Raw genomic sequence first — 12,536 nt, 5'->3', positions numbered from 1 at the left:
TACCTAGTGGATGAGGAACTAAAAGAAAATATTATGGGTGCACTTGAACAAGTGATTGACCCTGAACTTGGAATTGATATTGTCAATATTGGTTTAGTCTACGATGTAGATTTAGATGAAGACGGTTTATGTACGGTAACCATGACGTTAACGACGATGGGCTGCCCGCTTGCTGGCGTGCTGACAGATCAGGTTCACGCAGCGTTGAGTGATATCCCAGAAGTTAAAGATACGAATGTTGAAATCGTTTGGAATCCACCTTGGACAAAGGACCGGATGTCACGTTATGCTAAAATTGCACTCGGTATCCGTTAAATAAAAAAGTGAGAGCTAGCATCTACACAGGATGCTAGCTCTCACTTTTTTTCAAGTTGTTCAATTCGTTTAACGAGAGCGGCTTCACGTTCATAAACTTTTACAAGCTTTTTAGCGAGATTTAATTCGGTGTGCGCGGTCATTAAATGATCTTGACCATGAATTAATAAAAAACTAGGTGCGGTATTTTCAGTTTCTCTTTGTGAAACTAATTTAACTTGCCAACTGTGACCGCTTTGGTATTCAACTAAACCAGATTGTAGGTGTGCTTCTGCGGACGCAAAATCATATTTTTCGGCGGCATCAATTGCGTTAAAGGCTTCTTTTCGTGTGTTGCCACCATGAAAAATCATTTTAACAACGGCTTCCTCAGTTTTAATCCCCATAATCTCACCTCAACATATACTTTCTTTTTATTTTAGCAGAATAAAGCGAATAAATCAGCCTATAGATGGATTTAGTGAAGAGTTTTTTTGTTTATAATGAAAGTATCTAGTTAAGTAGGAGGGATTTTTCATGGAAGAGCGTTTATACGAGCTAGAAGATAAGGTTCAAGATTTAGAGCTTGAAATTTTTGAATTGAAAAAACAAGTCCATGAGCTGGAAAGTCATCCGAATGAAAGTAGGGGTTTGCTAGGCGGACAAGTGTGGGTTTTAATTCCCATTATAGCCATTATTGGCGGTGTTCTTATTACTATTTTGGATTGATGAAAAAATTTTGTAAAAAATATAAGGGTTTTTACTCGATTTTTTTGTCATTTTTAGATATTATGTATAAAGGTGCTATTTTTTTAAAAGAATTATTCTAATTGGTCACAAATTTTCCACAGTTTGTTCCCTTGCTTTTTTTGAGAAGAATAGTACAATATAAAGTATAGAGTTTTATCCTGATGAAAGCGAAATTGTATATTTTGTTTTCATGGGGATAAGACCCTATCATGGTTATAGTGGCTTTCGGTGTATCCATCTTCCAATAGATTAACGTTTGTTAATCGTCTGTTTTGACACCGAACCATTATTTGTTTTCATTCATCTCATTTGCCGTGTAGTTCTGTTTATGCCTCATCCCGTTATGCATAGACTGATGAACATGATGGCGACGCTGAATTTCTATTCAGCGTATTTTTTTTGCCATAAAAAAAGAAGAAGTATGACTTCCTCTCTTTAAAAATAATAGCTAATAATAAAACCAATGAAATTTGGGACTGCCGCAATGGCGAACATGATGCTCCACTGCATTTGTTTTTTTCGATTTGGATTGCCAGCGCGGCCACCTAAAGAGACGAAAGCAGAACAGAAAATAGAGGCGAACACGAGTAGCGCAGCGATAAATGAAAATAAGGTCGAAAGCGTGTAATTTGGTAAGATGAAGCTAGATAAAAAGATAAGAAATGCTAAACCGATGCCGGCTAAAAATGATTTTAAGTACAAAGTAGTCATCCTTTTCTAAATTAAGATTACTTTCTTTATAGCAAACGTAGCTTTTTTTGTCTAGTAAAAAAAGCCAAAAGTCTCGGAGGAAACTTCTGGCTTTTGGCATTAATGTGGTAAGAAGGCGACTAAAATGAAGAATAGTACGGCGATAACAATGAGGAATACGTTAAGCTCACGCCATTTACCAGTAAATATTTTTAGGATTGGATAAGAAATGAAACCAAACGCAAGTCCGATTGCAATGCTTGAAGTTAGTGGCATCGCTAGAATGACTAGGAATGCTGGGAATGCCTCGTCAAGCGTATCCCAATCAATTTCTCTAACAGCGCCAATCATCATGCTTCCAACGATGATAAGAGCGGGAGCTGTAATGGCTGAGATGCCGGAAACAGCGCCAACTAGTGGTGCGAAAAAGGCTGAGATGACGAACAGAATCGAAACCGTTAGCGTCGTCAAGCCGGTTCGTCCGCCAGTTGCCACACCTGCTGTGGACTCAATATAAGCGCTCGTAGGGGTTGTTCCAAAAACAGAGCCGACTGTAGTTGCGACCGCATCCGCCATTAGAGCTTGTTTGGCATTCGGCAATGATTCGCCTTTCATTAGGCCTGCTCGCTTGGCTACGCCAATCATTGTGCCAGTCGTATCGAAAATGGTAATAAGTAAAAATGATAAAATGACAGCGTATAAACTGTGTGTGATAACATCTGAAAATGCGTTAAGCGGGTTTGTAAATACAAATTCAGGCATTGGCGGCAATTTTACGAAGCCATCTGTGAATTTTAGTTCGCCGGTGAAAAAGGCGATGATACCTGTGGCAATCATACCGATGAATAAAGCGCCTTTTACATTTAGAGCCAGGAAGATTAACGTGATAAGTAGACCTGCAATGGCAAGCAGTGCTTCTGGCGAGTGTAGGTTTCCTAGGCCGACCAAGTTTGAATCGTTTTGTACGATGATGCCGGTCATTCGGAAGCCAAGAAATGCAATGAACAAGCCAATTCCGGCGGTGATACCAGCTTTTAGATTATGCGGAATAGCCGTGATGATTTTCTCCCGAAACGGTGTTAATGAGAGCAGTAAGAAAATAAGTCCCGCGACAAAAACGGCCGCGAAAGCTACTGAATAATCGAGTTTTTGAGTGGTGACAACAGTGACGAAATAAGCATTCATTCCGAGGCCAGGTGCGATAGCGATTGGGTAGTTGGCGAATAATGCCATCCATAGGGTACCTACAACAGCGGAAATGATTGTGGCCATAAACACTGTGTTAAACGGCACGCCTGCTGCAGATAAAATCGCTGGGTTCACGACGATAATGTATACCATCGTTAAGAAAGTTGTAAATCCGGAGATGATTTCTGTTCTAGCATCGGTTCCGTTTGCTTTTAATTGAAACATAAAATAGTGACACTCCCTTTAATTAATGTTATTTACGAACAATAACTATTACACATACAATAATATTCGTTTTTTAGTTAAAAAGCAAGTGCGGCTTGGCAATTTTTTCGCGCTACCGTCAAAAAGTGAATTATGATACAATGAAAAGGATTACAAAAAGAAGGAGGGCGCAATTTGAAGGCGATTATATTTGATTTTGATGGTACGATGATTGATACCGAAAATTTATGGCATGAAGAAACCATGCGCTATGTCAAAGAAAATTACGATATTACAATTCCTGCGCATATTTATCAAGCGATAATTGGAACATCAGAAGAACCATTACATGAATACTTATTGGAAAAAACAGCCGGGCGGTTTAATGTCGAAAAATTTACAGCCCATATTGCGGAACGTTTACACGGAGGTGTAGATGAATTAGAACTTCGGGAAGGCTTCCTACATATTTTTAATTACGCCGTTCAAAATAATTTTAAAATTGGCTTAGCAACCAGTTCTGGTCGCGATTGGGTCATTCCTGTTTTAGAAAAATTTGAGTTGTTGAAACATTTTTCTAGCATCCAAACAGCCGATGATGTTACAAACATAAAACCGCATCCTGAACTTTACATAAAGGCAATCGAAGAACTGGGGGCGGGAATTGAACGCACTTTTGCCGTTGAGGATTCCTTAAACGGTACGCTAGCCGCAAAAGAAGCCGGCATCCAAGTTATCGTTGTCCCAAATGAAGCAACAAGCGGCATCAAATTCCCCGCAGACGTCAAAATCTATCCCAACTTTGAAGCAATTCCATTAACAGAAGTATTCAAATAAGCCATACGCCAAGCGTATGGCTTATCTTTATCTAATTTTACAAATCTAAAATTCAAGCCCCGCCAGTCGGTCGAAAGCTTCTTCTAGTGTTTTTAAGTCTTGAGTTGCCGCTAGTCGGACATAATTGTCGCCGCCATCGCCAAATGCGCGTCCCGGGATAACGAGAACTTGCGTTTTTTTCAACAGATATTCACTAAAAGTTACAGAATCCATGCCTGTTTTCGTGATATTTAGAAAAGCGTAAATCGAACCTTTCACAGGATGAAGTGATAAATAGGGAATTTCTTTGACGCGTTTTGCGACGTATTCCAGGCGTTCCTGAAAGACTTTACTTACCTCTGGGATAAGTTCTTCCGCATGATTTAAAGCGTAAATAGCCGCACGCTGTGAAGGAGTTGGGGCAGAGTAGGTGATGCCCTCGTTTACAAGCTTGGCTGCCTCATTAATATAGCTCGGCGCAACCATGTAACCAAGCCGCCAGCCTGTCATCGCAAAGTTTTTCGACATGCTGCCGAACGTAATCGTGTTTTCCGGCGCAAGACGCGCCATCGGAATAAAAGGCTCATAAAAACTAAAACCGTCGTACACTTCGTCAGAAAGAATATAAAAATGATGTTTCTTAGCAAGCTCCGCGATTTTCTCAAGCGTTTCAAGTGAAAAAACCGCGCCAGTTGGATTGTTCGGCGAATTTAAAATAAGCGCCTTCGTTTTATCCGTGATGGCCGCCTTTAAAATGTCCGTATGAATCATAAAATCATCTTTTTCAAAAGTAGGAATGATGACCGGCACGCCACCAGCTGCCAAAACCTGATCTTTATACGGCGAAAAATAAGGTTCATGAATGATAACTTCGTCGCCTGGATTTATAATGACTTGTAGCGCCAAATACATGCCGTGCAAAGCGCCAACAGTTGCCCGAACTTGATTTCGCTCAAAAGAAAGTTCATATGTACGCTTGAAAAAATCACGAATGGCGTCAATCAACTCGACATCGCCGCCTGATTCCGTGTATTTCGTATGCCCCGCTGTAACGTCTTTGAAAGCCGCCTCAATGATTTTCTGATTCGTAATTAAATCCGGATCCCCAATGGAAAGGTCCAAAATGTTTGGCGTTGTTTTCGCAAGCGTCCCAATATCCGCTAAAATATTAACAGGCGTTTCCTGCCATTTCGCACTAATAAAACTTTTATCCATTATGTCATCTCCCTAACGAAAAAGGAACGCACGGAGCATCCCTTTTTCTTGTATTGTAGCATTAAGCTAAAACTTTTCCTAGAAAATCTTTCGTCCGTTCATTTTGCGGATTGCCGAAAATTTCTTCCGGTGTGCCCATTTCTTGAACAACACCAGCGTCCATAAAGACGACACGGTCAGCCACTTCACGAGCAAAGCCCATTTCATGTGTGACAACCACCATCGTCATGCCCTCTTTCGCAAGAGATTTCATGACGCTTAGCACCTCGCCGACCATTTCTGGATCAAGCGCGGAAGTAGGTTCATCAAACAGCATCACATCGGGATTCATCGCGAGCGCTCTAGCGATAGCCACACGTTGCTGTTGACCGCCAGATAAACTTGACGGATAACTTGATGCTTTTTCTGCTAACCCCACTTTGGTTAAAAGCTGAGTCGCGTGTGTTTTCGCTTTGTCGGCGTTCTCTTGCTTGACCTTCAGAGGAGCAAGCATTAAATTCTCAAGTACCGTTTTATGTGGAAATAAATTGAAGTTTTGAAAGACCATGCCCATTCTTTGGCGTAAGCTGTTGATATCCGTACCCTTGGCAAGCAAATTTTTGCCTTCGAATAAAATTTCACCGCTTGTCGGTGTTTCTAGTAAATTTAAACAGCGTAGGAAAGTACTTTTGCCGCTTCCAGAGGGGCCAATGACCACCACCACTTCTCCGGCTTGAATGTCTAAATCAATTCCTTTTAGAACCTCATTTTTCCCAAAATATTTGTGTAAATCATTGACTTTAATCACTTGTTTTCATTCTCCTTTCAGCAACGCCTAGCAGTCTTGATAAGCTGAACGTTAAAACAAAGTAGATGAGCGATGTGATGATAAGCGGAATAAATGGCTTGAAGCTTGCGCCTTGAACAACACCTGTCATAAACATCAGCTCGCTTACGCCGATGATGGAAACAACGGAAGATTCTTTAATAACTGTTACGAATTTATTTCCAAGCGCAGGGAGGATATTTTTAATCGCCTGCGGAAGAATGATGTAACGCATTGCTGCACCTTGTGTCATGCCAAGCGAGCGAGCCGCCTCCATCTGACCTTTATTCACGGCCGAAATACCAGCACGAATAATTTCTGCTACATATGCGGCGCTGTTTAAAGATAGCGCGATGCAACCTGATGCAAAAGCAGATAAATTCAGCCCGAAAACTTGTGTGCCGAAGAAAACGATGAAAATTTGCACGAGTAGTGGGGTACCACGAACAAATTCGATGTACCAAGTCGCCGGCCAGCGCAACCATCTTGTTTTCGCTAGTTTGAGGAGAGCAAGGAAAGCACCAAAGATAGCACCGAAAAACACGCCAATCGCAGCGAGCGCAATCGTATAAAGTGTTCCTTTTACAAAATAACTACCATACTGCTCAAAAAAACCACCTTTTTGGAACATTAGCTCATTCGCTTCTTTTTGATAGTCTTTCAAAAGCCCCTCATCTTTAATCGTTTTAATAGATGAGTTTACTTGATCTTTGAGCGAGGTTGCCCCTTTTTGCATCGCAATAGCTGTTTCTTTTTCGCCATTTACAAATGTAATATCAGAAATGGCAAGCGCCTTATCTTGACTAACATAAGCATCAGCAACAGGCCCCTCAAGCACAACACCGTCTACTTTATTACTCTTTAAGTTTAAAATCAGGTCAGGTACTTTTTGAAGTGAAACGACCGAAGATCCCGTCAGCTCGTTTTGAGCCAGCTCTTCCTGTGTCGTCTGCTTCTGCGCCCCAACTTTCTTGCCGTTAAAGTCTTGTGTGGACGTAAATTTATTTACATCCGATTTTCGAACAATCACTTTTTGTTGTACGGTCATATACGGATTCGAGAAATCGACTTCCTTTAAACGTTCTGGTGTAGGCGACATGCCTGAAATGATTAAATCAATTTTCCCGGTTTTTAAGGCGCCTAGGAGGCTATCAAAGCCCATCTCTTTAATATCAAGTTGAACATCCATATCGTCCGCAATTTTTTGCGCGATACTAATATCGAAACCAACCGTTTTATCTTTTCCGTTAATTGTTTGGTGGAATTCATAAGGTGGATAGTCAGCAGATAAGCCAACAACAAGCGTCCCTTTATCTTTAATTGCTTGCAAAGAATTGTCGGAAGCTGCATGTGCAGGAATGAAACTTGAAAAAATGAAAAGAAAAATAAGTCCAATAACTGCGAGCTTCTGCAAGATATTTTTCTGTGCCATGTGCATAACTCCTTTTTTGTATCATTGATGTAATAATAATACATCAATATGTTTAAATATGCAATGTTTTTTTGAAAATTTAGCACTTGAAACTTAAATTGCTATTTTACTACGGGTAAGGTATATTGAAAGCGATACAGAAGTTTTGTTGTAACATAAGGGAGCTTAGAACGATGAAGAAAAGATTTTTAAAGATTTTAATTATTTTTGGCATTGTATTGGTCATTCTTTGGCTATCAGGATTTCTTAAGATAATCTATGTGTATTTGAACAACACAGAAACGACAGCCGAAATTACTCAAGTGAAAAGAACGTTCGAAAAAACGAATTCTGGAAACGTTTATAAAATATATGTCACATATAAAACAGACAATCAGGAAGAAATTCAAACAAGTTTTAGGGAAACTGTTGATGTGTATGAAGCTGATTATTATTACGTTGGAAATACAATTTCAGTGCTCTATTCAAATTGGACACCGTCAGTTTGTTTAGGTCAATGAATGAGGAAGGAAAATGTTTTGCTCATAAAAAAACTATAGACAAGATTAGTTGTCTACAGTCAAAATTCTTCCTTCATCAATTTCTGGATAAAATATCCGAGGAAGAAAAAATTATCGGGGATATTCGTATTGTCGGATAAAAAGTCAAAAGTGACATCATTTTCATTTTCCGTAATGACTGCACTTTCTTGTCCGTGGAATAAAATAATAATCGGAGCATCCTTTTGCTTTTGAATAATCTCAATTGGAAACTCGCCGTCCGTAGAAATAATATGTAGGGGATAATTAGGAAGGTCTTTTTCTACAAAAGAAATGGCCTTTTTGTTTTGCTTATCATGATAGACGATAGAAGCTCCGTCTTTACCAAGCCAACCAATTTCGAGGGTAATCGAGCTGAGCTCTTGATCCATTGTAGATGTATAGGCGAAAATATCATGATTTTTAGAAAAAGCAATTTTGGAAGCAAGTTTGACAAGTTGCCCGATGCTTTCATCTTTTTCGTTTTTCACCTCAATGGGTCGATTTTTAGCGACATAAAGTGGCTTTTCATAATAAAACCTGGACATCAAAAAACTCCTTTCCTTATTTTGTATACGTATTCCCTTTTTTAAAACAAAAAAACCACTACCAGAAGCGGTAATGGTTTGAACAGTTTTATAAGAATAAACGTAAAATGAAAAAGGCTAGCGCTGCAATAACAGCGGAAATTGGGAGTGTGATAATCCAAGTAATAATCATACGTTGTGCGGTATCCCATTTGACCCCTTTTACGCGATGCGCGGTACCAACGCCAAGAATAGACGAGCTGATAACGTGCGTAGTGCTGACTGGTAAATGAATGAAAGTAGCGCCGAAAATAACGATAACAGAACCGAGGTCAGCTGCAACCCCGTTTACTGGCTTGATTTTCATAATTTTACCACCAACGGTTTTGATGATTTTCCAACCACCAATACTTGTTCCAACAGCCATGGCAACTGCACAGGCAACCTGTACCCATAATTGCACCTCATCATCGGATTGGAATCCATTTGCGATGAGCGCCATTGTAATAATACCCATTGATTTTTGTGCATCATTTGTTCCGTGCGTATAAGACTGGAGGGCTGCTGTTCCGACCTGAATCATTCGGAAGCGGCGATTTGTCGCGGCTAAATTTAAGTTTTTCAAGAAAATCTTAAATAAAGTGTAGAGCGTATACCCGACAGCAAAAGCTAGGAACGGAGAAGCGATAAGACCAATCAATATTTTGGAAAACCCACCGTATTCAATGGCAGAAAATCCTGCGGAAGCAATCGCAGCTCCTGCAATGGAACCGATTAAAGCATGCGAAGAACTACTTGGAATACCATAGTACCAAGTAAGTAGGTTCCAGAAGATAGCGGCTAAAAGTGCGGCTAAGATTACAATTTCGCCGTGCGGCACGCTAAATGGATCTACGATGTCTTTCGTAATCGTTTTGGCAACACCAGTAAAGGAGATTGCCCCGACAAAGTTCATAACAGCAGCTAAAACAATTGCATGTTTGGGCTTAAGAGCCTTTGTGGAAACACTCGTCGCAATGGCGTTGGCTGTATCATGAAACCCGTTAATCAGGTCAAATGCAAGCGCGGCCAGTACGATGACTACGGTAATTAGTAACATTCCTTCCATCTGGTTGCTCCTTACGCGTTTTTCATGACAATTGATTCAAGCGTGTTTGCAACGCTTTGACAGTTGTCAGCGATTTCTTCTAGGTTTTCATAAACTTCTTTTTTGCGGATGATTTTAACCGCATCGGTTTCTTCTTGGAAAAGCTTAATTAATGATTCGCGGTAAACTTCATCGCACTGAGACTCATAATCTTTAATTTGAATCGCAAGCTTGCGTACGTCTTTAAGTTTCTTATCGAAAACTAAATCTACTGCTTTTTCGATTTCAACCGTACTTTTTTGAATAGCTTCAATGAATTTAAGCATATAGTCGTCATAATGCGTGATTTGACAGATTTCAAGTGAAAAAGCTGTTTGCTCAAGGCCGTCCATAACATCGTCTAGACGATTGGTAAGCTCAAGCATATCTTCACGTTCGATTGGCGTGATAAAAGCATCGTTTAGTTCCATAATCATTTTATGGACCATTGTATCACCAGTTGTTTCATACTCTTTCATTTTATCTGAGAAAGTATGCAAGTCCTCCACTGAATTGATGTTGTAAGATGCAAAAAAGTTGGCGCCTTCATGCAAATTTACTGCAATATCATGAAGCAAAGATGCAAAACGGTCTTTTTTGTTTTTAAAAGCCATTTTTTTCAATTCCCCCGATCTTTTTAGTAAGTCATTTTGGTCATTTTAAGTTGCCCTTCAAGTTAGAACAGGAAGGGTTCTCTCTTTACAATTTGCTTACAAAAAAATAAAAAACTTTTACTTGAAATTTACCACATGTTAATACTAACATATTGATGCTCTAAATAGTAACTTTTTTTTAAGTATAAAGTTACATAAATCGGTCGTAAACGCTTCCATTGCCAAAAATAAAACGTTGCGTAGCTTTAACTAAGAAATAAATTTTTTTAAGTTCATTTCTTTCGGATGATTGCTGACACAAAATTAGCTCATGAAATTATCCTTTTTAGTGGGAAGAAAAGAATAATTTCGGTATACTGGGAGTATTATGTAGAATCTTTTTTGGATAGCTAAAGGAGGTTTGTCAAAGTGAAGACTTTAAAGGACAAAATGATGCTTACAAACGGGGAACAAATTCCATACATTGGCTTAGGTGTTTTTCAGATGAGCGAACCCAATTATATTATGCAAGCTGTTATGCAGGCAATTGAATGCGGCTACCGTTTATTTGATACGGCAGCTGTTTATAATAATGAGAAACAAGTTGGTAATGCGATTCATGCGTGTGACGTAGAACGAGACGAACTTTTTATTAGTTCGAAAATTTGGAATGGCAATCAAGGTTATGACGAAACACTTTTTGCGTTTGAACGCACACTTCAAAATTTAAAGCTGGACTATTTAGATTTATATTTAATTCATTGGCCGATTGCGGGGAAATATCTCGATACGTGGCGGGCTTTCGAACGCCTACTGCGCGAGGGGGCTGTGAAATCAATTGGGGTCGCGAATTTTAAACAGCATCACCTCGAAAAATTATTCCAAGTGGCACAAGAGAAACCCGTTTTAAACCAAGTGGAAACGCACCCGCTACTGCCGCAAAATGAGCTGCGCGAATTTTTGAAGAAACATGATATTGCGCATGCCGCATGGTCGCCGCTTGCGAAAGGGACGCTGATGCAGCATCCGGTTATTGTCGATATCGCGAAAAAGCACGGGGCGTTTGTGGATCAGGTGATTTTGCAGTGGCATTTAAATCGAGATACGATTATTATCCCGAAATCGATTACGTCAAGTAGAATACGTGAAAATGCCAATTTGGCGTATTTTAAATTGGACAATGAAGATATGCGGAAATTAAATAAGTTGGAAACGGGGACATATGTTGGTCCTGACCCGGACGACTTGGACTACTTTTTGAACAGTGTGGAGCGCGAGCGGGAATTCATTGAATCAGGAGATAAGGACGCATGAGCGACTTGCAAAAAATCAAAGACGCGTTACAAAAACTTGCCAATGCGGAGAATCAGCCCAAAATGGAAGCCTATATGAAAAATCAGTTCGCTTTTTTGGGGATAAAAGCTGGTCCGCGCAAGGAATTTGTACGCGACTATGTAAAGATAAACGGTGCTCCCGAAAATCTCGAATTGTTGGCAGAAAAACTATACCGCGAACCTTACCGGGAATACCAATACGTGGCGATTGATTTATTGATTCGCTACATGAAAAAAGTAGATGAAAATGTGATTTCTGTTTATGAGAAGCTCATTCAAGAAAAATCTTGGTGGGATACGGTTGATTTGCTAGCTAGCACGCTTGTTGGTCACTATTTTTTGAAATATCCCGAACAAATGGCGCCTTACAATCATAAATGGGTGACGGGCGACAACATGTGGCTTGTTAGAACCGCGATTTTATTTCAACTGAAGTATAAAGAAAAGACGAATGAAGCGATTCTTTTTGGAAATTGCGATCAGTGGCGTCATTCCAAGGAATTTTTTATTCAAAAAGCAATTGGCTGGGCGCTCCGCGAGTATGCCAAAACGGAACCTGACAAGGTGAAACAATATGTACTTCGTGCGAACCTTGCGCCGCTTAGTAAACGAGAAGCGCTGAAGCATTTTAAGGACACGCTATGAAGTTGCATCATGTGGAACTTTACGTGGGGGATTTAGAGGCGTCGCGGGAATTTTGGTCGTTTGTGTTGGAAAAACTTGGCTACTCGCTTTTTTCCCAGTGGGAGAAAGGTTTTAGCTACTCAGATTCAGATTGTTACATCGTCTTTGTGCAGGCGGAGGAGCCATTTTTGCCTTTTGGGTACCACAGGGCGCGAATTGGTTTAAATCACTTGGCGTTTTATGAGGCGTCGCGCGCAAAAATCGATGAATGGCGGTCAACTTTGCGTGAGCGCGGGGTAAAATTGCTTTACGATGAGCGTTATCCATATGCGGCAGGAGCCGATTATTACGCAGTCTTTTTTGAAGACCCAGACGGTATGAAAGTCGAGATAACAAATAGCGGTAGCCGGTGAGGCTACT

Annotated in this window: 16 protein-coding genes; 7 read left to right on the top strand and 9 right to left on the bottom strand. The window is 40.1% G+C overall.

Annotated elements, in window-relative coordinates; translation table 11 throughout:
* Positions 1-6: 6 nt before the first annotated feature.
* Entirely contained in the window at positions 7-315 is a 309-nt protein-coding gene (locus CFT42_RS04150; protein ID WP_088809364.1) for a metal-sulfur cluster assembly factor, read from the top strand.
* Between the two features lie 41 nt (positions 316-356).
* Here the strand turns inward: CFT42_RS04150 and CFT42_RS04145 are convergent, their stop codons facing one another.
* Positions 357-701 (bottom strand): PTS lactose/cellobiose transporter subunit IIA, encoded by a 345-nt coding sequence (locus tag CFT42_RS04145; protein ID WP_088815432.1) that lies wholly within the window; start codon positions 699-701, stop codon positions 357-359.
* Between the two features lie 130 nt (positions 702-831).
* On the opposite strand from CFT42_RS04145, the gene CFT42_RS04140 reads away from it, so the two are divergent.
* Positions 832-1,023 carry a bZIP transcription factor gene (locus CFT42_RS04140; protein WP_088809362.1) on the top strand — a complete coding sequence of 64 codons (192 nt, stop codon included), beginning with the start codon at positions 832-834 and terminating at the stop codon, positions 1,021-1,023.
* Between the two features lie 456 nt (positions 1,024-1,479).
* Here the strand turns inward: CFT42_RS04140 and CFT42_RS04130 are convergent, their stop codons facing one another.
* Positions 1,480-1,746 carry a hypothetical protein gene (locus CFT42_RS04130; protein ID WP_088809361.1) on the bottom strand — a complete coding sequence of 89 codons (267 nt, stop codon included), beginning with the start codon at positions 1,744-1,746 and terminating at the stop codon, positions 1,480-1,482.
* A 108-nt stretch (positions 1,747-1,854) separates the two neighbouring features.
* Positions 1,855-3,147, bottom strand: coding sequence for an NCS2 family permease (locus CFT42_RS04125; RefSeq protein ID WP_088815431.1), 1,293 nt, complete (start codon positions 3,145-3,147; stop codon positions 1,855-1,857).
* A 174-nt stretch (positions 3,148-3,321) separates the two neighbouring features.
* On the opposite strand from CFT42_RS04125, the gene CFT42_RS04120 reads away from it, so the two are divergent.
* A complete protein-coding gene (locus CFT42_RS04120) occupies positions 3,322-3,963 on the top strand; it encodes an HAD family hydrolase (protein WP_088809359.1) in 642 nt (213 codons plus the stop codon).
* Between the two features lie 45 nt (positions 3,964-4,008).
* Here CFT42_RS04120 and CFT42_RS04115 read toward each other — a convergent pair whose 3' ends face one another.
* From CFT42_RS04115 to CFT42_RS04105, 3 genes are all read right to left on the bottom strand, one after another.
* Positions 4,009-5,157, bottom strand: coding sequence for a pyridoxal phosphate-dependent aminotransferase (locus CFT42_RS04115; protein WP_088815430.1), 1,149 nt, complete (start codon positions 5,155-5,157; stop codon positions 4,009-4,011).
* Between the two features lie 61 nt (positions 5,158-5,218).
* Positions 5,219-5,944 (bottom strand): amino acid ABC transporter ATP-binding protein, encoded by a 726-nt coding sequence (locus CFT42_RS04110; RefSeq protein ID WP_088809357.1) that lies wholly within the window; start codon positions 5,942-5,944, stop codon positions 5,219-5,221.
* A complete protein-coding gene (locus CFT42_RS04105; protein WP_088815429.1) occupies positions 5,937-7,394 on the bottom strand; it encodes an ABC transporter substrate-binding protein/permease in 1,458 nt (485 codons plus the stop codon). The genes CFT42_RS04110 and CFT42_RS04105 overlap by 8 nt, the downstream gene beginning before the upstream one ends.
* A gap of 173 nt (positions 7,395-7,567) precedes the next feature.
* Between CFT42_RS04105 and CFT42_RS04100 the strand changes: the two genes are divergently transcribed.
* Entirely contained in the window at positions 7,568-7,894 is a 327-nt protein-coding gene (locus tag CFT42_RS04100; RefSeq protein WP_088809355.1) for a DUF3592 domain-containing protein, read from the top strand.
* 59 nt (positions 7,895-7,953) lie between these two features.
* Here CFT42_RS04100 and CFT42_RS04095 read toward each other — a convergent pair whose 3' ends face one another.
* The 3 genes from CFT42_RS04095 to CFT42_RS04085 all read right to left on the bottom strand — a co-directional run bounded on the left by CFT42_RS04095 (position 7,954) and on the right by CFT42_RS04085 (position 10,179).
* Positions 7,954-8,460 (bottom strand): hypothetical protein, encoded by a 507-nt coding sequence (locus CFT42_RS04095; RefSeq protein ID WP_088809354.1) that lies wholly within the window; start codon positions 8,458-8,460, stop codon positions 7,954-7,956.
* 88 nt (positions 8,461-8,548) lie between these two features.
* Complete coding sequence (locus CFT42_RS04090; RefSeq protein WP_088809353.1) at positions 8,549-9,547, bottom strand: inorganic phosphate transporter; 999 nt, start codon at positions 9,545-9,547, stop codon at positions 8,549-8,551.
* A gap of 11 nt (positions 9,548-9,558) precedes the next feature.
* Positions 9,559-10,179 carry a DUF47 domain-containing protein gene (locus tag CFT42_RS04085; RefSeq protein ID WP_088809352.1) on the bottom strand — a complete coding sequence of 207 codons (621 nt, stop codon included), beginning with the start codon at positions 10,177-10,179 and terminating at the stop codon, positions 9,559-9,561.
* Between the two features lie 429 nt (positions 10,180-10,608).
* On the opposite strand from CFT42_RS04085, the gene CFT42_RS04080 reads away from it, so the two are divergent.
* From CFT42_RS04080 to CFT42_RS04070, 3 genes are read left to right on the top strand one after another with little or no spacing between them, the layout of a single operon-like run.
* Positions 10,609-11,472, top strand: a complete 864-nt coding sequence (locus CFT42_RS04080) for an aldo/keto reductase (RefSeq protein WP_088809458.1) — start codon at positions 10,609-10,611, stop codon at positions 11,470-11,472.
* Positions 11,469-12,137, top strand: coding sequence for a DNA alkylation repair protein (locus CFT42_RS04075; RefSeq protein WP_088815428.1), 669 nt, complete (start codon positions 11,469-11,471; stop codon positions 12,135-12,137). Before CFT42_RS04080 ends, CFT42_RS04075 begins: the two co-directional genes overlap by 4 nt.
* Positions 12,134-12,529, top strand: coding sequence for a VOC family protein (locus tag CFT42_RS04070; RefSeq protein WP_088809350.1), 396 nt, complete (start codon positions 12,134-12,136; stop codon positions 12,527-12,529). The genes CFT42_RS04075 and CFT42_RS04070 overlap by 4 nt, the downstream gene beginning before the upstream one ends.
* The last annotated feature ends 7 nt before the right edge of the window (positions 12,530-12,536 follow it).

This window comes from Listeria goaensis, assembly GCF_900186125.1.
GTDB lineage: Bacteria > Bacillota > Bacilli > Lactobacillales > Listeriaceae > Listeria > Listeria goaensis.
Note: the sequence above shows the minus strand (reverse complement) of the source record. Positions and strands in the feature narration are given on the sequence as shown.

What these genes read in the sequence shown, in the direction of transcription:
- CFT42_RS04145 (WP_088815432.1), bottom strand. Translation starts at nt 701, where the DNA reads ATGGGGATTAAAACTGAGGAAGCCGTTGTTAAAATGATTTTTCATGGT.
- CFT42_RS04140 (WP_088809362.1), top strand. Translation starts at nt 832, where the DNA reads ATGGAAGAGCGTTTATACGAGCTAGAAGATAAGGTTCAAGATTTAGAG.
- CFT42_RS04125 (WP_088815431.1), bottom strand. Translation starts at nt 3,147, where the DNA reads ATGTTTCAATTAAAAGCAAACGGAACCGATGCTAGAACAGAAATCATC.
- CFT42_RS04115 (WP_088815430.1), bottom strand. Translation starts at nt 5,157, where the DNA reads ATGGATAAAAGTTTTATTAGTGCGAAATGGCAGGAAACGCCTGTTAAT.
- CFT42_RS04105 (WP_088815429.1), bottom strand. Translation starts at nt 7,394, where the DNA reads ATGGCACAGAAAAATATCTTGCAGAAGCTCGCAGTTATTGGACTTATT.
- CFT42_RS04100 (WP_088809355.1), top strand. Translation starts at nt 7,568, where the DNA reads ATGAAGAAAAGATTTTTAAAGATTTTAATTATTTTTGGCATTGTATTG.
- CFT42_RS04095 (WP_088809354.1), bottom strand. Translation starts at nt 8,460, where the DNA reads ATGTCCAGGTTTTATTATGAAAAGCCACTTTATGTCGCTAAAAATCGA.
- CFT42_RS04090 (WP_088809353.1), bottom strand. Translation starts at nt 9,547, where the DNA reads ATGGAAGGAATGTTACTAATTACCGTAGTCATCGTACTGGCCGCGCTT.
- CFT42_RS04085 (WP_088809352.1), bottom strand. Translation starts at nt 10,179, where the DNA reads ATGGCTTTTAAAAACAAAAAAGACCGTTTTGCATCTTTGCTTCATGAT.
- CFT42_RS04080 (WP_088809458.1), top strand. Translation starts at nt 10,609, where the DNA reads ATGATGCTTACAAACGGGGAACAAATTCCATACATTGGCTTAGGTGTT.
- CFT42_RS04075 (WP_088815428.1), top strand. Translation starts at nt 11,469, where the DNA reads ATGAGCGACTTGCAAAAAATCAAAGACGCGTTACAAAAACTTGCCAAT.
- CFT42_RS04070 (WP_088809350.1), top strand. Translation starts at nt 12,134, where the DNA reads ATGAAGTTGCATCATGTGGAACTTTACGTGGGGGATTTAGAGGCGTCG.